This window comes from uncultured Fibrobacter sp., from assembly GCF_900316465.1.
Taxonomy (GTDB): Bacteria; Fibrobacterota; Fibrobacteria; order Fibrobacterales; family Fibrobacteraceae; genus Fibrobacter.
Genome location: NZ_ONDD01000001.1, coordinates 68,362 through 89,510 on the forward strand (window position 1 = coordinate 68,362; position 21,149 = coordinate 89,510).

Annotated in this window: 10 protein-coding genes; 3 read left to right on the forward strand and 7 right to left on the reverse strand. The window is 49.1% G+C overall.

Annotated features, from left to right (window positions below; translation table 11 throughout):
* Positions 1-152: 152 nt before the first annotated feature.
* On the reverse strand, positions 153-5,630 hold the full coding sequence (locus QZN53_RS00220) for an InlB B-repeat-containing protein (protein WP_163436614.1): 5,478 nt from the start codon (positions 5,628-5,630) through the stop codon (positions 153-155).
* Positions 5,631-5,911: 281 nt separating this feature from the next.
* Between QZN53_RS00220 and QZN53_RS00225 the strand changes: the two genes are divergently transcribed.
* Complete coding sequence (locus QZN53_RS00225) at positions 5,912-6,709, forward strand: transporter (RefSeq protein WP_163436616.1); 798 nt, start codon at positions 5,912-5,914, stop codon at positions 6,707-6,709.
* Between the two features lie 120 nt (positions 6,710-6,829).
* Entirely contained in the window at positions 6,830-7,645 is an 816-nt protein-coding gene (locus tag QZN53_RS00230) for a hypothetical protein (RefSeq protein WP_163436617.1), read from the forward strand.
* Between the two features lie 102 nt (positions 7,646-7,747).
* On the opposite strand, the gene QZN53_RS00235 is transcribed toward QZN53_RS00230, so the two are convergent.
* The 3 genes from QZN53_RS00235 to QZN53_RS00245 are packed head-to-tail and all read right to left on the reverse strand — an operon-like array spanning position 7,748 to position 11,013.
* Positions 7,748-9,562, reverse strand: coding sequence for an extracellular solute-binding protein (locus QZN53_RS00235; protein WP_294650742.1), 1,815 nt, complete (start codon positions 9,560-9,562; stop codon positions 7,748-7,750).
* Positions 9,563-9,595: 33 nt separating this feature from the next.
* Positions 9,596-10,423: a hypothetical protein gene (locus QZN53_RS00240; protein ID WP_163436618.1), complete on the reverse strand. Its 828-nt coding sequence runs from the start codon at positions 10,421-10,423 to the stop codon at positions 9,596-9,598.
* Positions 10,424-10,461: 38 nt separating this feature from the next.
* Positions 10,462-11,013, reverse strand: coding sequence for a pseudouridine synthase (locus tag QZN53_RS00245; protein WP_163436619.1), 552 nt, complete (start codon positions 11,011-11,013; stop codon positions 10,462-10,464).
* A gap of 123 nt (positions 11,014-11,136) precedes the next feature.
* Between QZN53_RS00245 and QZN53_RS00250 the strand changes: the two genes are divergently transcribed.
* Positions 11,137-12,174 carry an NAD-dependent epimerase/dehydratase family protein gene (locus tag QZN53_RS00250; protein WP_163436620.1) on the forward strand — a complete coding sequence of 346 codons (1,038 nt, stop codon included), beginning with the start codon at positions 11,137-11,139 and terminating at the stop codon, positions 12,172-12,174.
* A 107-nt stretch (positions 12,175-12,281) separates the two neighbouring features.
* On the opposite strand, the gene QZN53_RS00255 is transcribed toward QZN53_RS00250, so the two are convergent.
* The 3 genes from QZN53_RS00255 to QZN53_RS00265 are packed head-to-tail and all read right to left on the reverse strand — an operon-like array spanning position 12,282 to position 21,136.
* Positions 12,282-19,262 (reverse strand): hypothetical protein, encoded by a 6,981-nt coding sequence (locus tag QZN53_RS00255; RefSeq protein WP_163436621.1) that lies wholly within the window; start codon positions 19,260-19,262, stop codon positions 12,282-12,284.
* Between the two features lie 9 nt (positions 19,263-19,271).
* On the reverse strand, positions 19,272-20,573 hold the full coding sequence (locus tag QZN53_RS00260) for a type II secretion system protein (RefSeq protein WP_163436622.1): 1,302 nt from the start codon (positions 20,571-20,573) through the stop codon (positions 19,272-19,274).
* Entirely contained in the window at positions 20,570-21,136 is a 567-nt protein-coding gene (locus tag QZN53_RS00265; RefSeq protein WP_163436623.1) for a type II secretion system protein, read from the reverse strand. Before QZN53_RS00265 ends, QZN53_RS00260 begins: the two co-directional genes overlap by 4 nt.
* Between the last annotated feature and the right edge of the window lie 13 nt (positions 21,137-21,149).

Genomic DNA, 21,149 nt, shown 5'->3' on the forward strand with positions numbered 1-21,149 from the left:
CAAATATTTTTGCAGTTCTCTTCATATACACCATCCACTTTATAAGCAAATAATAACATATTATTTATCAAAAAATTCATTTACACACAAAAAAGGCGGGAACGAGTCCCGCCTTTTGACAAGTGTCACATTTTTGCTTAAAATTCTGTGCGTTATTTCACAAGGACCTTGCCCGAGAGCAGCTGGCTGCCGACCTTGATCTTCACAAAGTACACGCCAGACTTCGGAGCGTTCAGGCTAAACTGGTTCGTACCGGCCGTTGCCTTGAACTGGCCCGCGGCCACCTTCTTGCCGTCGACACCGACCACGGCATAGCTTGCGCGAGTCCCGGCCAGAGCCTCGGGCGCCGTAAAGCCAAGCTGCAGCGTGCCACCCGCAAGGGTAGAGCCAAAGCCGCTGATCTTGGAAGAGGCGACCACCGCATTGCTTGCAGCCACGCGGACTTCCACCTGCTTGGCGGACTTGGCGAGCGCCACATTCAAGGCCTTTTCGTTCGTAACTTCCGTCGTCACACCCTCTGCGGTCACAAACAGCTTGAGTCCCTTGCCGTTCAGTTCCTTGACGCCTTCGAACTTGAGCTTGCCATCGCGGGCAGAGTTTGCGCTCACATCCAGAATCCAGCTGTATTCGTTTGCAACAGCCTTGATGCTCTTTGCAAGCTTGGCACCCTTTTCGCTATTGCGGATTGCGAGCGACACATGGTTACCCATGCCTGCAGGCGGTTCGTCAAGCGATTCTTCGGCACCGGCACCAATCACGTTCCAGGAATCCTGCTTACCGTAACCGTCGGCCAAAGAAACCTTCAGGCTCCAAGCGCCCTTAATGCCAGCGGCATCCTTATGCATAACCTTCTTCGTTTCGGCGGCGCTTCTTTCTTCGATCTTGAATTCCGGAGCGGCAGACATACGCCAGGTCGTAGACTTGGAAACCTTCGCCCACACGGCTTCATACGGGCCGATCACCTTCGGCATCGGGTCGTAACTGCCAATCGAGGGGTTCCAGCGCCAGAAAGTAACCTTGGCATCATTATCGGCAACACCCTTGGTCAAGTCTACATACCAACCGTACGGGTTAGCCACCAGGTTCCAGCCGCTGAACAGGCTATCGAGTTCCCACACGATTTCGCTATCCTTGGAACCAGTAGATTCGCGGATTACCAGCGGATTGCCAACGGTTGTACCGTACCAGAAGCCGCGAGTGGCTTCGACGCTTTCGCCGTTAAAGGCGCGATACTGCCAGTAATCGCCCACCGGATTCTTTTCATCCCACCAGTAGAAAGCGGCATCGTCGGACAACACCTTCTTCTTGTCGAAGGCGGACAGCGAAACCATCTGCCAGCTACCCGGAGCGGCCGTAATCTGAGAGGCGACTTCGAAGCGTCCGTTATATTCGGCGTGTCTTACCTTGTCACCCACCGTCAAGGTCACTTTGAACTTGCCGATCGGAGCAGGAGTCATTTCCCATTCACCGCCACCGACAACAGAGTTCGGAATATCCGTCTCCAGAATGACGCCATTTTCACCCGTCACCACGATGTGAGCAACCGCAGTTTCATCGACGTTTTCGGTACCGAAGGTCAAGCGGATTGCATTGCCGGACTGTTCAATCGTCGGCTGCACAATCTTGATTTCACCGGTAATGCTAGAGCTAGAAACTTCCGGAACGCTGCTGGAGCTTTCGAGTTCGCTCGAGCTAGAAATTTCGACAGAGCTAGACGATTCCGGTTCAACAGAGCTAGAAGATTCTTCGACACTGCTGGAGCTTTCGGGCACGCTCGAGCTAGACACTTCGACAGAGCTCGAAGATTCCGGCTCGCTGCTGGAGCTTTCAGGTTCGCTCGAGCTAGACACTTCGACAGAGCTCGAAGATTCCGGATTCTTTTCGTAGGTAGCCTTGACATCTACATCCTTGGTAATCTTGTCGAATTTGCGATCCCAGCCGGCAAAGGTATAACCTTCGCGCACCGGTTCTGCAGGCGCCACGGCAGCAGAGTCATACGGCACCAACTGCACATCGCCAATCAGGCTTTCGTCATAATCCAAGAAGGACACCTTGTACAAGACCATAGTCGAATCGTAAACGGCCGTATATGCGGCATCGGCAGTCACGACAGCAAGTGCAGGAGTCCACTCCTTAAACGTATACATGTATTCCGCCGTAGAGGCACGCTTCACGTCCTTCGGCGTTACCACAGTTGCGCCGTAAGCAAGCGAAACCGTCTTGAGTTCTTCGCCATCATAGTCCTTGAACACAATCTGGAACTTAAGTTGTTCATATTGAGCCTTCACCTCGAGTGCCTTAGTCACCGAGTCAAAGTCGCGGTCCCAACCCACGAACTTGTAACCTTCACGCGTCGGATCAGCCGGAGCCACGGCAGAATCGCCGTATTCCACCATCTGGACATCGCCAATCCGAGTGTTGTCGTAATCCACAAAGGTCACAGCATACGTTTTCTTTGTTGAATCGTAAGTAGCAGTGTATACGGCATCACCATTCACATTGACCACTTCAGGAGTCCAGCCCTTGAATGTGTAAGTATACGCGCCGGTTTCAGCTCGCGACACATCAACCGGCTGAGGCACAGCCGCATTAAACGGAATATCAGCAGAATCCAAGACTGTTCCGTCATAGTCCTTAAACATAATCAAGTACTTATTCGGCACATACGTGGCATGAACATCCAAATTCTTAGTCACGCTGGTATAGGTCGAGTCATCCCAACCGGCAAAGGTGTAGCCAAAGCGTTCCGGAGCATCCGGAACCTTTGCGGGGTCTTGATACAGCACAGTCTGAGTCGCCCCAAGCTGAGTATCATCATAATCAAAGAACTTAACCGTATACGAATTCTTGGAGTAAACGGCCGTCACCGTTAAATCACTAATAACATTATCGAAATCCTTGTCCCACGTATCCGTAAAGGTGTAGCCTTCAATTTCAGTCACATCGGCGGCAGCCGGAGCCGTCGCAGCACCCCCATGGGGAACCGATTGCTGTGCAATAAAGCCTCCATTCATATCAGCAAAAATAACGACATGATTGCCCGGAGCCGGAGCAACTGGTCCATACGGAGCATAGGCAAAGAACGGAAGGTTGCTGTTGTTATCCTTTGCAAACGTCCAAACGTAATCTTCAGAATCGGCGTAAGCGGCATTCAAAGTTCCCGCAAATTGAGAAGACTTCATGGTCTTTGCAATTTCAGTACCATTATAGCGAGACGATTGCTGCGAGGTAGAGCCGTTTCTCATCACATAAGAAATGGAATCACTGTCAACCCAAGTATTCGTCTCCGATTCCGTTTTCAAGTATCCTACCGGCAATGTTACAGTTTCATCGTCATCTTCACCATAATGGTAACTGGACTTAATTTCATAGCCCTTGTTCAATTGAGCTTTACCAATCAGGTAACCCACCTTTTTGTCGTAGCCATTGAGGGAAGCATTGTTGGCCGTAACCGAAATTTCGCCCACATTGTAAGTGTTCTGAACAACGGTCCTCACATTGTTTGCCTGCGTATAACCAATTAGGCCACCTACATAAAGATAGTTGCCCGCATGCTTTCCGACAACACTAATATCGCCCAAGGCAGCAACCAGGCTCATTTCACTAATTTCATTGCAAAGGCCACATACGCCACCAATATTTGCAACTTGAACATTCGAGGTCGATACCGCACCCGCTTCTTTTGCAGTATACTTAATCAACTGACTTGTGCTTTTAGCAAGCACATCGTTCAAAATCAAAGTCCTTCCACCTTGGTCATTCGTAAAGCCACCGAGAATACCGCCCACAAACACATTATTCAGGCTATCTTCCACCACGATCGAGCCTTCGTAATACAGGTGTGCCACAGTTGCGGCTGCGTTATACACCATGATGCTAGCAAAGCCGACGATACCGCCCACATACACGCTGTCACGAGCATAAGCTCCATTGATAACCTTGTCCCCATCAACAGAGGTTTTTACCTTCGAGGTAATCTGGACAGACGAAGTGTCATTGGTGATTCCCAAGCCTTGAGTCTGGGCAATACATGCAGAACCCACGACGCCACCTAAGAAAGCATCACTATGGAGTCCAGGAACCGCAGTGCCCGATGCCGAAAGAGCAATGGAGCCTTCAGTCTTTGCGCCGATAACACTCAAGAAGTCTCCACCACTTGCGCCACCTTGCACGCAAGAGGAACCATAACCCACAATGCCACCGGCAAAATACTGGTAAAGACCGGCAACCTTCAAGGAATCCTTGATATCGATGTTGGCAGCACTGTTCATCACTCGAACCGAGGTTTGCGCATCGGAGGAATCAAGACCCAAAATACCACCCACTGCAATTACACCAGGCGACATAGCGTCATAGAGTTTACCGTCAAATTTGCTGTTCGATACCACAAAATTGCCGGCATCCGCAATATTGTTATCACGCAGAAGATACGACACACCGAAAATACCACCCATCGAAGCGCCACCCGAAATCATAGTCGGAATGACTTCGCCGCCGTCTTTATACTTTGTATAGACATTCAAGTTGTTAGCCGGGCCACCAATGGTCTGGTTCAAACCGGCAATGCCACCCAAAGCAGACCTGTGCCCCGTGGCATAGTCATGAACATCGACCTTTACAGAATCGTTTTTAAACGTGGCATCTTCTGCGCTTTGCGTACGGACCGCCACACCGGCAATACCACCCAGGAACACATTATGGCCAACCAAAGTACCAGCCGACTTATTAATTTTCTCAGAGCCCGCATATCCCGTGGTAATCGAAACGATGTTCGAAATATGGATATCGTCGTCGCCCGTGATGTTTGAAATCGTAGAATTCTTGACAAAACCGACAACGCCACCTGCAATTGGAGCCTGGATAGAATCGTTAGCAATGTTTACACTATCGATAGTCAACAAGTCCACGGAACCCACGAAGGCGCCGACCGGGTAGTAGTCCTTACCGTCGGTGCTTGTTCCATCAATATAAATGCGCACGCCATTCAACTTGACGTTTAGCATAGACACATTTGCAGCACTTTCGAAAAAGCCCACCGGTGCAGTCATCGGTTCAGTATCTGTAACCGTCGCAGCATAGCAGAGGTGGCTAATGGTAAAACCATTACCATTAAACTTGGTGTTTTCCATCATGGGGAGCGGCACGTGGTTTACTTCGCATTCGCCCACTTTTGTTTTGGCCCCAAATTCCTTAAGGTCAATATTGGAGCCCAATTCAAGGGCGACCCCATTCATATTCAAGCCATTGATCCATTTTTCCTTGATCATGGTCGCCAAGTTCGCGGGAGTATCTTCAACAGAGGCAACACATTGTCCCGCAGATGTAAAACTCGTCGTCATCCCCCCCCAAGGAGAAGGAGTAGTAGAATAATAGCCAATGCTAGTTCCGTTACTCGAGTATGTGGTACCCTTGAAGTTCAACTTCCAATCAGTGGCATTGGAACATTTTGCGGCACCCTGGCTCAGCACCAAGGTCGTCGTACCAGTCATCATGGGGGTCATTCCCATGGTCTGAATGGTAATCAGGTTATAATAGGACTTAGGCGTTTCTGCCGGACCCGTAGGTGCAGCAAAACCCATACCGGCCCAGGCCAGCATGGTAAACAAAAATAAACCGATTTTTGTTTTCATAAAACCCTCAACTATCTTCTTCTATATGTAAAAATACCTTAAAATTCCCAAAAAAGATAGGGGGGTACCCCCAAAAACCTCGTGTCTGTGACATGGAACAAACCGGGCCAAGGCAAGCAAGTTCCGCGAAAAATGTGATTTAAATCAACTTATTGACTGTCAACGACTTACAAGCACCGATTTATCCATAAAAAATTTGACTTTTCACCATTATTCCTCTTGCCGACTGTTAAAACTATGTTATATTTAGATTACAAACAATTATATAAGGAGACACTCAAATGTTCAAGAAGATCGCACTCGTCGCAGCCATGGCTGCAAGCGCATCCTTTGCAACCTACACCTTCTTCCCGGTTGGCGACGCCAACAAGGGTGAAGCCACCATCGGCCCCAGCTACTATTGGCATGACGACTGGTCCATGATGCAAATCAACGCAAACGTCAAGTACAACGTTATCCAGAACCTGGAACTTTCTCTCCAGGGTCTCGGCTACCAGCTCTGGAACGAAGACGAACACTGCGATGACAATGGAGCCAAGTGCCCCGATTCTGACGGTCTGCTGGCCATGACCATTGGTGCCCGTTACCAGTTCATGCCCATGCTGATTGCAGCTTTGGACATTAAGGTTCCCCTGAGCTCTGAAGATGCCGTTGGTGGCAAGTATGATCCGCTTGGTTTCTATGGCGCAATCCAGTATACTCAGGAACTCGTCTCCAATCTTTACATTGGTTCTGAACTCGGCCTTACCTTCGACCTTGAGGACGAAGACCTTTCTCATGGTCTGGTATTGACCTTGCAAGCTGAATTGGACTACAGCATTGCATCCATCGGTCTGACTCCGTGGATTGGCTTTGCATTCAACTACAAGCTGACCGACGACGAATATTCGGGCGTGGGTAAGTGGGAAGATCACTCCGGCGACAACGGCTTCACCATTTGGCTCGGTGCACAGTACGACATCAACACCATGTTCGGTGTCAAGGCTAACTTCGTTATCAATACCGGCGACTCTATGGGTGCATTCGGTGGAGACAACAAGGCTAAGGGTGTCAACGGCGCTCTCGTCATCCGTTTCTAACCGCTTGTAAACAGCTATTTACTGCCCCGGACAAAACAGTCCGGGGTATCTTTTTTTTACACCCCTAACCAAAGTTCTTTTACTAAATTGTAATTCAAAACTTTTTCCAAGGAGTCTGGAATGTTCAAAAAAATCGCACTCGCAGCGGCCCTCGTTTCTAGCGCCGCTTTTGCAACTTGGGACTACTACCCCGTTCTCGAAGGCGGCAAGGGTTCCGTTAAGGGCAACCTCTATTATAACTGGGACCACGATTGGTCTAACGCCGGCCTCGGTATCGGTGTTCGCTACAGCGTCATCTCCAACCTCGAAATTTCCTTGCAGGATTGGGGCTACCAGTTCTGGGGCGAATGGGACTGCAGTGGCTGCGTGAACGGCGGTAGCGGCCTTCGCGACCTGACTATCGGCGCCCGCTATCAGTTCGACCCCATGTTCAGCGGTTTTGTAGACCTTATTCTACCCGTCGGCAATGACGATGTCGATTACAACGGCATCAGCCACACAACTCCTCCTTCTAGCGAAGAAATCGCCCTCTATTTGGGCGGCCAGTTCAGCATGCCGATCAAGGAGGCTCCGGGCCTCAAGTTCGGAACCGAAGCAGGCCTTTTCTGGGGTTTTGAACACGACAACAATGAACGCGGTTTGGAATTGCACATGGGCGGCGAAATCGCCTATACCGTTCCGAACACAGAAATCACACCGCTCTTCGGCTTGCAACTCAAGTTCCGCCTTACCGAAAGCACTTGGGAAGACAACGGCGTCGAAGTGGGTGGCGACGACGACGGCGACCACCAGATTATCATCTGGCTCGGATGCGGTATCTACGTGATCCCGAAACAGTTGGAAGTCACCGGCAAGCTCTTTGTTCGTAGCGGCGACCATGACAACATGGGCGGCGACGCAACCGGCCTGTACGTCGGTGCCGAATTCTACTTCTAATTCTTAGAAGAACGCGAAAAAAAAATTAAGGCGTGCTGATATTTCAGCACGCTTTTTTCAATTGTCATGCCCGCGCAGGCGGGGAATGACCCATTCTACTGTCTACTTGATATCGTATTCGGGAATCGGGAGGGATTCGCCGGCCTTCATGGCCTTGTCAAGCGCTGCGGACTTTGCCGGATCGAGCCACCAGTAAACCGGGATGGCGTCTTCGCGGTTAAAGCGGTCCAGCACCTTTTCGGGCGTGCCGTAGCGGTTCCAGTAAAGAATGCGGTGGTGGTCGCATTGCCACATCAACACGTACGGCACGATTTCAGAGAGACGGTTGTCGAGTGCCTTCAAGATTTCGTTACGCTTGGCCAAGTCGAATTCAGTCTTCTGCAAGTTGATAAGGCTATCCACCACCTTGTCCTGCACGCCGGCGAGGTTGTTCGTACCCTTCTGCAGTGCGGTTGCCGAAGACCAGCTTGCTTCCGGGTCGCGGAGACGGCCTGCGCCCCAGTTCACCCAGTAAAGGTCAAAGTCAGCATCGTCCAGGCGCTTGCGGAGCGTGCTCTGCGACATCTGTTCGATAGTCGCCACAACGCCCACCTTCTTCAAGTCTTCCTGGAAAAGCGTGAGGTGGCGCAAGTCTTCTTGGCTCGTGATAAAGTTGATGGCAAACGGTTTGCCGTCTTTTTCAAGCACGCCCTGAGCGTTCACCTTGTAGCCAGCCTCAGCAAAGAGGGCGCGGGCGCTGTCGGGGTTAAAGGTGTAAAGCGGAGCCGTCGGGTTCTGGTTGTTTTCCCACAAGTCCGGGTAGTAGCTGTTCAGTAAGAAATACTGGCCGAACATATACTTTTCGTTCATGGCCTCGCGATTCAGGAGCATGCTCAAGGCGCGACGCACGCGAACATCCTGGAACTGGGGCTTGCGCAAGTTGATTGCCATACCCTGGAAACCGATCGGTTCCTTGTTGAAGATGCGCTGCTTTACAGCCCAGCCTTTCTTGACGGCATCGAAGTCCGTCTGTTTCATCCAGATGCTGCTGGTGTAAATGGCGTAAGCGTTGAAGTCTTGCTTCTTGAAGGCTTCGAGGGCCTTCGTCTGGTCGTTCATAAAACGGTAGCGGATCTTTTCAAAATTGTACTTGCCGCGGTTCCAGTTTTTCTTGAAGCCCCACCAGTCGGCGCGGCGAGCAAGTTCTACATAGCGGTCTTCGCGGAAGGTCTTGATGATATAGGGACCGCTAACCACCGGGAAATCGTAGCGGATCTGGTTAAAGTCCTTGCCGGCCCAAGCGTGCTTCGGGAAGGCGAGCATGCCTGCGGCTTCCCAGAAGTTACCCCAGTGAGATTCCTTGGCGGTCATCTTGACCGTCAGGCTATCCACCACTTCGGGGCGGTCAAAGCGGCTAAGCCCCACCTTGAAAATCGGCGTCAGGTTCTTTTCGTCCATGATGACGTCGTAGTAGAACTGCACGTCTTCGGCGGTAATCGCCTTGCCGTCACTCCACTTGGCTCGCGGGTCCACATGGAAGGTAAACGTCTTGCCGTCTTCGGACACATTCCAGCTGTCGGCGAGGATTCCCACTTCGCGGTCTTCAGTGCTATGCAGGCTCACGAGCGGTTCGAACATCATGCCCATGAGTTCGGCCGAGAAGCTGTTGTAGTCTTCCCACATGTTAAAGGACTTGGGCATTGCAGAGCCCCAGAGCGTAATCGTTCCGCAGGGGCGGGCATCCTTCGAGGCAATCGGGTCAAACTCGCCCGTGGCCGTAGAATCCAGCGGGAGTTCCGGGCAGTTCAAGTCCGCACTTTTCGAGCCCGCGCTCTTGGAGGCACCAGACTCGTTGCAGGCGGTAAGAGAAAAAGCCATCAGCGCCGCAGAGACAATTGCTGCGCCATAAAAACCCATTCTATTTTTTTCAATTTTCATTTTAACTATCTCGTATTTTTCGTACAAGATAGTTTAATTTGAGCTCGATAACTGCGGTAAGGATTCGTCGTAAGAGCTAATCGCCTTGATATTGAAGAAGCCTTTTTCACCGGCCGAGCCCTTAAATTCAAAGCCGACGATACGAGCCTTCTTTACCGCCTCTTCTGCAGCAAAGGCTTGCCAGCTCACGCACAAAGTCGTGTCCGTAGCGCTAGGCATTTCCACTCGCGGAATCGCGGATGCATCGGCATCGTCGCCAAGCTCCGGAACAACGTAAACATCAAACAACAATTCAGACGAGTAAGTCACGCAAAGGCCTCGCCATTCCGAAATATCGGCATACAGACCTTCATCGGCCACACTAAATGCAGCCCCCGCGCTAGGATTCGGAATAGAACCGCCAAACTCAACCGTTCCGCAGAAACCGCCGCAATAATCAACGACCGGGTCGTACGAATCTCCGGAATACTCATTTCCCATTTCCACAGGGAACATAATTTTAGACGTGCCGCCGTCTTCGTCGTCACCCCAAGTGAACCAGAAACCAGAATCTTCGCTCCCGGTATTCACCTTATACACACCGGCATCACCATCCCAAAGAATGACAGGTTTAACATCAATATCCACCGGCACCGGCGTAACATTAATCGTTCCGGAGCTCATGGATACGTCCGACACAGTCGCGGAGCTTATGCCTTGCTGAATGGAAGAACTCGAGACCTGCTCAACAGAGGAACTGCTTACGCCCTCGGCAACGGTATTTTCTTCAATGGAAACTCCTCCGGCAGTTTTATTGCTTTCAGAACAAGCAATTAGTCCGAGCGCAAAAACACCCGTCAGAATTTGAGCAGTCTTCTTCATCTTTGTCCTCCCGCCACATCAGTGGATCTACCTTAAATTTAAACAACTTTATCGGTAACCACGCGCCACTCGCCCGGATTTAAACCACCTAGCGAAATATTGCCGATTTTCACGCGAATTAGGCGAAGTGTCGGGAACCCTACTGCCGCGGTCATGTGGCGGACCTGGCGATTTTTGCCTTCGATGAGCGTGAGACGCACCCAGCTCGTGGGAATGTTCGCGCGAAAACGTACCGGCGGATTGCGGGGCCAAAGCCAGTCGGGTTCTTCAGCAATTTCTGCCTTGCAAGGTTTGGTATGATAGCCCTTGATGTCTACCCCTTTCGCAAGTTTGCGCACCGCCTCTTCGGTAATCTGGCCGTCTACTTGTGCCAAGTAGGTACGCGGGTGCTCAAATTTCGGGTCCAGCAGTTTCTTGATTAACTTGCCGTTATCCGTCAGCAAGAGCGCGCCCTCACTATCGTGATCCAAGCGCCCAGCCGCATACACTCCCGGCGGGAACCCGAACGTATCGAGCGCTGCATGGCCCGATTCCGGCGTGAACTGGCTCAAAACGCCAAAAGGTTTGTTAAACAAGATAACCGTGGACATCACGACGAAAGGTAGAAAAACACGCCCTCTGTCATTCCGGCCCAAGCCCGCCCTGAACTAGATTCAGGGAGCCGGTTCCTTTCTACTTCAGCAAATTTCATTTACTTTACTATATTATCTCGCATGAAAATTTTGGTTACAGGTGCAGCAGGTTTTATTGGTTCCAAGCTCATGTTCATGCTTGCAGAACGCGGCGATGAAGTTGTAGGCCTCGACAATATTAACGACTATTACGATGTACGCCTCAAGTACGGCCGCCTCCGCGAAGGCGGCATCGAGCAGCCCGGCGACAACTTCGCCTACGGCGCCATGGTTCAAAGCACCAAGTACATGAACTGCCGATTTGTAAAGATGGGCATCGACGACAAGGAACCGCTCGACAAGCTCTTTGCCGAAGAAAAGTTCGACAAGGTCGTGAACCTCGCCGCCCAAGCAGGCGTGCGCTACTCCATTACGAACCCGTATGCTTACCTGCAAAGCAACCTGGTCGGTTTTCTGAACATTCTGGAAGCCTGCCGCCACAACCAAGTCAAGTATCTCGTGTTTGCCTCGTCGAGTTCCGTGTACGGCCTCAACAGCAAGGTGCCTTACAGCGAAGATGACAAGGTCGACAATCCGGTGAGCCTGTACGCCGCCAGCAAGAAGAGCAACGAGCTCATGGCCCACAGCTACAGCAAGCTTTACAACCTGCCCGTCGCGGGTCTACGGTTCTTTACCGTATACGGGCCGTGGGGACGTCCCGACATGTCGCCCATGCTTTTTGCCCGCGCCATTTCCAAGGGCGAACCCATCAAGGTATTCAACAACGGCGACATGATCCGCGACTTTACCTACATCGATGACATCGCCGAAGGCACCATCCACACGCTGGACCATGTGCCCGATGCCGCCAAGTGTCCAAACAACGTACCCTACAAGATTTATAACATCGGCTGCAGCCACCCCATAAAGCTTATGGACTTTATTGCGGAAATCGAAAACGCTTACGGCGAGCCTGCCAAGAAGAACTTCTTGCCCATGCAGCCCGGCGACGTGTACCAGACCAACGCCGATACCACCAAGCTCGAAACAGAATGCGGCTACAAGCCCCACTGGAGCCTGCACGACGGCATCGCCGAATTCATGAAGTGGTACAAGAGCGACAAGAACCCGCTGAAGTAGCAAACCATAAACCGCAAGCGCTTTAACTAAAAACAAAAAACGGACTGCTCAACGCAGCCCGTTTTGTTTAAAAGCAAAATTCAATAGGACTATAAAATTGACATATTTTACTTGCATGTCGGTGTGCCGCCAACAAAATTCGCAGCAACATTATCTCCATTGAATTGAATGTACCATCCGCCATCTTTTTTCGTCAGCGGATCAAAATATGACGACCAGTCAAACCAGCTATCACAGAAATCCGTGCCATTAACATTAACGCAAAGTCCTGCATACGCTCCAAGAAAAGTTCCTGCAGTCTTCGTAAAATAGCATCCCTGCTTATTTGACCCATTCCATCCAGTTTTTATAACATTATCACATCCACTAGAACATGTACAATGACATTCACCCTCGTCATCCGTTTCCTCCTCATCGTCATCATCCGACACAAATGTCACGTTGAAATTGCAAGAGGTTGTTGCCGTACCACGAGTCAGCGTCAATGTATGTTCCACAGGACCACCCGTTCCATTAACGTTATAGAAAGAGATTGATCCACTAGTATAATTTGACCCAGAGCCATCTGTTGTTGCAGGCGAAATAGAATACGAGCAGCCGTCGCTACAACCCGTAACAGACGGTGTTATGGAAATAGCCGTTCCCGGGTTTTGATTGGTAACTGCAGTCGAAGAACAAGAAAGTGTACTGGTGTCATCGTCATCGTCATCATCGTCGTCATCGTTATCGCCACCATTATTGTTGTTGCCAGATCCGGCAATAGTCCAAGACGGCGAACAACTTGTAACAGCAACGCCATTCAGAGTCATGTTAATATGATACGTGACATCCGAAGATTGCTGAGCGATCGTGGGCAAAGCAACGCTATAGCTCGTACCGGTTCCTGTTCCAGTCGGTGAGAAGCCGGCAATTACATTTCCAAGCGCATCGGAAGCACCAAGCGCAACAGACCACGAACTTCCATCATTTGCAGGAACAATTGTCGCCGTAAATGATCCATTCGATATTGCACATTCCGACACGCTTGCCGGAGAAGCCGCCACCACATCAAAGCTGCCGCAATTCTTAGATTTTCCCATCGATTCAATGGTATAAGCATACGAAGTCGCGCTAAGCGCAGTCGCCGTGTTCACTGGAGGCGTCCACGTGTCACTGCTTCCTGACTGAGAACCTTCTGCCGTCGTAACAGGACTCGTCGACAGAGATAACGTATATGGGCAACCTGTCGAAGGACAGTTCGCAATGGAATAGCTAAGAGTCGGAACCCCCTGTCCCTGAACAGCAGTTCCAGAAGCGACGCTGCAAGTAATTTCTACCGGCGAATAGCTTGCCGTCGGAGAACACGTTACCACGTCATCAATCAAATTCTTTGCCGAAATGGTGAACGTGATTTCTTGAGTAGAATTATTCTCATTCAACCTTTCATAGAATCCGGCATCCGGTATAGTGAATACACCATCAGAGGGACACGTCAATTCAGCATGGTTCGTAACATCAATACTCGTGCTGTTAACAGAGATGGAACAGCCATTCTCCTTGGCACCGGCAATATTATTGATATTGGCGGTAACCACCCACGATGTTCCGTTATAGCGAGCAGAACAATTCGAAAGGCCCAAGGCATAAGGGCATGTCGTTCTTGCCGATTCAACCGTGAAACCGGCATCACCGACGACTACGATTGCCGTCACATGTTCCGGATCAAAACCATCTGCATTCGACATAATTTCGACACTCAGAGAATGCTCCCCTTCATACGACAAAGTCGAAGGCAAACTCTTATGACCATTGACATCCTTCAGACTGACAATCACCTGTCCACCGTTGCTCAAACCGGCGATTCTGATGAAGAACGTCGCTTCTCGCATGTTGATTCCATCTGTACTTATATCAATTGTATTTTCGCCAGCCGACGCATGATAGGTTTCGCTCAACAGGCTGCCGTAATTATTCGTACAAGGAATAAGTTCGCCAACCCAGAAGGATTCACAACTAATTGCACTTGTTCCCAAACTGGTAGACACCCCTGTCGGGCAAGTAACAGTCACCTTGGCATCCTTGTTTTCAGGGCCATGGGCGCCTTCTTCTGTAAAGTTATAAGTAGAGCTTGTCAACTTATATCCATAATTCGCGTCAGAGATCTGATTCGAAACGTTATCGCTTCCGTTATAGAAATAATCGGGAGTACAGTTGTTTTCGGTAAACCAGCTAGAAATATTCACCCACGGCGTTACATCTGTATTGATAGGTACAAGTCCACCAAGATAATTCGCCTTGAAGGAACAGTGAACCGTCGGTATATCCCAGCAACCTTCACCCGGGTAAGAAGAGCTTTCCCATCCGATATCGTAAAGCGAGTAGGCATCATCTGACAGTTTCATGCCGACATACTTATTGTTCATCGAACTGTATCCAGAAACATCCATCGAAACCGTTTCAGTTTCGTCGCCAATAGTCACAACGATTGTGAGCATATTATCTTGCAGAATCAGCTGAACAACCGCACGAGTATTACTCGTGATAGTAAATTTTTTAGACATATACTCCCAACATCCGTTAGAGTTGTTTCTTCCTTGGCCATTATCTTTACAGACATGGAGAACCAAATCTTTATTCTTTGAACCATAAAGGCTGAATGTCGTATAGTCCGTCGCATCTTCATTAGAACGGAATATCAAGCCCGAGTTCAAGAAGATATTACTGCTACTATTTTGCGCCATAGGAACAGTCATCAAGGCGCTCATCGTGCCATTCGGCCCAGCTTCCTTAGAACTCAAGATAACCGTCTGTCGACCATTACTACTGTTTTGGTTTCCGTTGCCAACATTTCCCTGTGAAATCGAGCCTTCGCTCGAATTTATAATCGGAGCCACATTTTCGTTTTTATTCGAATTTCCGTTACCATTATCCTTATTTTTATCCTTATCTTTTCCATTTCCGCCACCATTTCCATTACCGCTATTGCCATAAATCAGTTGCCATTCTTCTGAAATGGATCTCACAGAACAAGGCGGATTGGCACAGTTGGCAATACAATGAGTATTTGCACCCGTACAGAAGGCGGCCAAGCCAGCAAAATCTTCATAGAAGCAATGTTTATCCACATCGTTGAACGTTGCCGTCACCGTATTATTGCCTTGAATCTTTGGTATCGTATAAGACTCAGATGTATAGCCATCAGAAGAAGTGCAATCGGTCCCAGAGCAATGCCAATACGAGAACTTGTCACTCACATCGTTTTCGTACTCTACCTTTACAGCGTACCCAGCATAAACGCTGTAAGTACAAGACGCATCAGAGCAGACCTGGTCAGGAGTGTCAGAGAACGCTCCATTTGAACTGATAAACACATTCAGCTTGGTGTTATCCGAAATAGCACCCTTTTTACTCTCTTTATTGACGGTCAGCGAATAAACCTTGCGTTTCAGCGATGCATACAAGTCATAGGTTTGTTCATCTTCGGCCTGAGCAATCCTATTGTTGTCCACCGGAATAATCAATTCGCAGTAATTAGGAACATTGGAGGCCCCGACAAGCGAAATAGCCATATTCGTTCCGCAAGTCCATGCGTTGTTCCTATTGCTCGATGTAGGATCTTTTATCTTACAGTTCAGGCCTTGGGCCTTGACCCATTCTCCCGTAACAAGGTCATCGCAGTCAGGCAAATTGACCTTGCTGGCATAGCCATTGTTCGCACAATCTTCAGCATAGATTGTACAATACTGAGCAATAGATTTTCTTTCAATGTCGGCATAACCCGTCAAGAACACTTTTTCAATATTCGGAGTGCCAATCGTACAGCCTTCGCAAGGAGTTATCAACTGGAATACGACTTCACCTCTTGCCGCATCCGATGCCAGAGACACCGTAAACAAGGGCTTGTGTATTGTCGTCGTTGCCGAAGGAACAGCCGTCACCTTGTAGAGTCTGCCACTAGAATTGCCGCGCAATTCGACACCAGCCTGAGGCGTAACCGTCCAGCCACTCGGAATCGAAGAAACCAATACATCCACCTCAATATTACCGTGGCTGAACTGAGGAATCTCCAGAGAAACCGTTGCAGGCGTTCCCGAATTCACTTCTGCTTCAGGATCGACAAAATGCACCGCAGGATCGAGGCCAGACAATCCATCGACCACCACATAGAACGGATTATCGCCATACTCGGTACTTCTATACTTACAGTTGTATATTCCCTTGGCGATTTTATTTCCATCTTGATACAAGAGTCCCGTTGTATTAATGGAGCCCGAAGTACAGGTTACATTGGCCGGATTCTTAACCTCTGTAGCACCGTTCAAATTGACGACATTATAGTAGTCGCTCAGTCGGCCCACAGGGTTCTGCGGCAAGTAAATCACACGCGGCAACACCAACACCGAGGCAGCAATCGTTTCGTAATGATCTGCCGCAGGATTCGCCTCTGTAGTCGCATGCTGAGACACCAAAGAAATTCCGAGCTGAGGAGCCGTTGCAATATGATAGGTGTCATAACCTTGAGGCGTTTCAGACGAAGCGCTTGTCGGTGTCGCGGCCGAAGAAGACGAGGTAACCGTTCCACCGCAAGGAACATCATCACTATTACAGATAACACCCGCATCCAATAGCGTCTGAACAACATCCGGGCTATAAGTAAGCGTAGCATCTTTCAAGTCAGCTTTAGCACAGGCCGTAGCCGGAGAATAAATGGTTCCGGTCAAGTTCAAATCAGCCGATTCGCCAATATCACCCAGGGTATAAATAAAGGTATTCTTTGCATCCTTCTGAATGTACCTTGCGCCTTTTTTCAGATAATAGAACACAAAGGCATCGTCTGCAACATTGAGAAGACCATTCTGACCCGGCTGAAGGATATCTTCGACAACAATAATGTATTTACCCTTGAGCTCCAACGATTCTTGGGTATAGTTTCCATCTGTACTAGTCAAGTCAACGACAAGGAATCCATTGTACAAACGATCTTCATGTTCGGTTTCATTTTCAGTATAGCAATCATTAAGTGTCTTTGTAAAGCCCGACTGCGGCCAACTCGTGATATTGGCAGCGCAACCCAAACCTGCATAGCTGATAAACTCGTCGTAAGCAGTAATCAACGGATCGTTTACCACAAATTTAGAGCCCTCGCAACCATTTTCTTCTTTCCACAAGGCAAAACATTTTTCCTTTACTTCGTCTGCACAATTAAAGGGCTTAGAAGACACATTACGGGAAACCGTTCCCTGCGACGTGAACCAAGGCGACACTCCACATTCAGGGCGCCATGCAGTGCCATAGCCGCAATAGGGCGAGCCAGTGATTTCATGCCCTTTGTGGTTCAACAAGCGATAAAACTGTCCACCCGTTCCAGTAACATGAACCGCACCAGCAATATTTTCATTTGTATGAGACGAGTTGGTATATCGCGTATCTTGACTGTTTACAGAAGAATTGACAAAATATCCAAGAATGTCTTTATGCCAATGGGAATCTGTATAGGTGCCAAAGTCAACTGTCTTTGCACCATCCGGCATATAATAGATATAATAAAGATCATCAGCAGCAGTATGTTGCACATACGGATGATAAACTTCATTAGACCAATAGTCGCTATTGCAAGCGTTATCAGAGCACGATCTTGGCTTGTCCGTTGATTCAGTAAAATGAATACTATAAAGATTATCTACATAATCTTGAGATGGATAAGCAGTCTTTATATAAACCTTAGAATTTGTTTTGTTACCCAAGATAATCTTACTGGCATCACTATAGTTGTCACTGGTGGTGACTTTATTATAACTGCTACAAGAAATAAGATCCGCATCGCCAAAGGCACACGTACGCGTACCATCCTTTCTCACTTTTTTGGTCATAATCTGGTACCATTGTTGCTCATAAGTCGCATTCAGACGCTTTACTTTATTGCGATCAAGCCATGCCCCATTATCTGCTGCACCGCAATGGCCCGTAAGCTTAACCGTTTCACAGGTTTTTGTGCGCCAATCGTCATTTCTACAAGCGCCAGCAGCCAATTCACCGCCCGCTTCACAAGTACATTCCTTGTAATAGCACTCGTATTCAACATTAGCACATGTACATGCATTAGCAGGAGCATCTATATTTCCATACCACAGGTTATTATTGCCCGGCATCCAGACATTTCCTTCGACTCGGAACACATCACTTGTTCCGCTGGAAACGACCATCGCATTTTCTGAAAGGCACAAATCCTTCTCGATAACGATTGCCCTATCAGACGCACTCTGGTTCGTTATCAAAGTTCCATTCACCGTTGCACTTCCGGCAATATTAATAGAACCGGTTCCACCATGTTGGACCTTTCCTTCAAAGTAAACATCGCCCGCGGCATCTTTTAAAAGGCCATCAAAATTTCCACCCACATACAGTTCTTTGGTAGAAAAGCCATTGTTTTCAGAAGATACATTTCCGCCTACACATGTCGTACCTCCGACATTTATGTTATTACCGCTGAGAGAAACATTACCTGTCACCACCCAGTTCTTAGTCACCACCGGAGGGTTTCCGTTCCAGTCGCCATTTACCGCAGCCGATGTCACCACCACCTGTGTTGAATGGAAACCGCCGCCATAATATGCGTAATCAAAATCCGTCGTACTGCTGTGTTTCTTTCCGGGCACCTTCACCTGATACAATCCGGTCACATTCAAAATGGCGACTTCACTATGTCTTGTGCCATTACGGGCTTGACCTGCAGACAAGATTTCCAGCTTGTAGACATTGTTTTCGGTCTTTACGCCAGTCAGCCAGACATCGTAAGTTTGCCCAGCCTTTGCCAGAGGACGCAATACAGAAGTCAACTGAATGGGCTTATTCGAATTTTCGAAAAACTGGCCAACGATACCACCCACATCATTAGCATGGTAAGTCATCCAGGCGCGGGCATTTTCGATACCCGCAAGAGAGCTCTGGTAAGCTTCGCGCTGCAACATACGGCTAGCGCTCGACCTACTTTCACTCGTAATCCATTTCCATGTAGCCGTTGCAGCAATAGTTGCAATCAGCATAAACAGCAAAACTGTAATTAAAGAAACGCCTGCTTTAGCAGCAATCTTTCGTTGGTCAAAAAACATATACTCCTCCTAGTCTCTGGGACCATTACTTGGAGTGGGTACAATCAAGGTAACGTCACCCGTTTCGCCACGGCCATCGCCGTGAGCGCCGCGACTAACGCTCATCCTCAATCGAAAAGCTTTAACATTTTTCTTTTCAGAAACAGCAATAGTGGATGCGACGAACTTATAGTTAGAGCTTTCTACCTTCTTAAACACGACATCATTAAACTGGATTTTTCCACTTGCCGCCACAGGCGAATAAGTGGAGAACGTAAAAGCAATACAAACATCGTTAACCGCTTCCTTGACCGAGAATCGCATGGTACGCTTACCAGCAGAGGCACCGCTCATTGTCGGCGGGAAGAAAAGGAAGTCATTGATTTGGGCCGGACGCTTACCGTCAGCAATTTTTCTGAACCCGACAGACATGTGGTCTCGTCCAGGAACAAACATTCGGCTAACGTCATCGCTTGCAAAGGGCATCGAGAACGAAAGTTCATATTCCACATCGGGCTGTAACGAGAACCTGGAACATTGCGCATTCCAAACGGCCGTTGTAGAATTCTTTTCGCCCAAGAACACCTGGTTACCAAGTTTCTGGTTCAGCAGCGGTGCCTCATTTTCAAAATCGTAATTAGTGGCAAAGCCAGTCAGGGCAACGCTTGTTCCTCCTTCTACAGGAGTCACCGTCAAGAACAAGAAATCGCCTTCGCCATATCTTGGAATCAACTTGAATTCCTTATTTTCTGTAGCAGGGGGAACTGCAGGAGCCGGGAATATAACCGCTGCCGCAGAGGTCGCCCCCGGAGTAGCCGGCATGACCTTGAAGGTATCTACTCCCGTAGCCATTTCAACCGTTGACGGTTCATCGTTCGGGCACGAACTTGACGCAGTACCTTCGACGGTCTTGCAAGAACGATAGAGCGTTTTGCCTTCCGTTTTCCAGACCACAGAATCCACCGCCTCGTAAGCGCCAGCATCGGTATAGCGGACTCGCTTGAACGTCAACATGTCATGGGCAGCATCAATAGCCGTAACTGCATAAGAAGAAGAATCCTTCAAATCGTTATCGCTATTCGTAGGATCCATATACACACGCGGATACAGCCCATAGGTAGTCACATCCAAAGAAGCTTTTGCCCCAAGCTGAGCCGCATCTTCCTTAAAAAGCGTTCCGACATTTTCAGCTTCTTGCGATGCCTTCAACATGTTCTGGGTACGTACGCGGAACTTGGTCGAATTGCTAAAAGCCTCACCGGCAATCAGCACGATGATACCAAGAATGGCCATATAGACCAACAATTCCATGAGGGTAAAACCGCGTTTCATCTGATTACCCCAGAAATCGTGATAGACTGCGTTGAGTTTTTAAAATCCCAGTTGACCTTGACATCAAGGCGTTTGGCATAAACGTGTGCCACCGTTTTTTCAGAAGTTTCGGTAGCATTCTCTGAATACTGGGTCTGATTGCTCGACAAATAATCGGCATCAGACGACACGGTTACCACGGCCTTGTATTCAACCTTCATTTTGTTGGGTAGAATTCCAGGCTGTCCGTCCCATTCACGAATCACCTTGATGGTATCGGGCTCCAAGGCTCCTGCGCCACCTGTTTTTGCCAAGGTCAGGCAACCGGCGCCACAAGAAACAAGTTTGTCGTCAGACAATTCAGCAATGCCCCTTGCGCTCAAGGTGTCGATAATCTGCTGGGCCACTTCGGTCGCACCGTCGCGACCACGAATACGGAGAAGGGCGTCACGATTGCCACTCTGCAAATTCATGACAGCCATATACAAAAAGCCGAGCACGGCAGCAGCGATTAGCACCTCTGCTATACCAAAGCCGCGCTTGCCCTGCGGGCGCAACTTTCCATATAAAGTTTTGTCCAACATCCGTACTCCACCC

Bases quoted from the DNA above. Each gene is read 5' to 3' on its own strand.
- QZN53_RS00245 (WP_163436619.1), bottom strand. From the start codon at position 11,013: ATGTCCACGGTTATCTTGTTTAACAAACCTTTTGGCGTTTTGAGCCAG.
- QZN53_RS00265 (WP_163436623.1), bottom strand. From the start codon at position 21,136: ATGTTGGACAAAACTTTATATGGAAAGTTGCGCCCGCAGGGCAAGCGC.
- QZN53_RS00225 (WP_163436616.1), top strand. From the start codon at position 5,912: ATGTTCAAGAAGATCGCACTCGTCGCAGCCATGGCTGCAAGCGCATCC.
- QZN53_RS00235 (WP_294650742.1), bottom strand. From the start codon at position 9,562: ATGAAAATTGAAAAAAATAGAATGGGTTTTTATGGCGCAGCAATTGTC.
- QZN53_RS00250 (WP_163436620.1), top strand. From the start codon at position 11,137: ATGAAAATTTTGGTTACAGGTGCAGCAGGTTTTATTGGTTCCAAGCTC.
- QZN53_RS00255 (WP_163436621.1), bottom strand. From the start codon at position 19,262: ATGTTTTTTGACCAACGAAAGATTGCTGCTAAAGCAGGCGTTTCTTTA.
- QZN53_RS00240 (WP_163436618.1), bottom strand. From the start codon at position 10,423: ATGAAGAAGACTGCTCAAATTCTGACGGGTGTTTTTGCGCTCGGACTA.
- QZN53_RS00230 (WP_163436617.1), top strand. From the start codon at position 6,830: ATGTTCAAAAAAATCGCACTCGCAGCGGCCCTCGTTTCTAGCGCCGCT.
- QZN53_RS00220 (WP_163436614.1), bottom strand. From the start codon at position 5,630: ATGAAAACAAAAATCGGTTTATTTTTGTTTACCATGCTGGCCTGGGCC.
- QZN53_RS00260 (WP_163436622.1), bottom strand. From the start codon at position 20,573: ATGAAACGCGGTTTTACCCTCATGGAATTGTTGGTCTATATGGCCATT.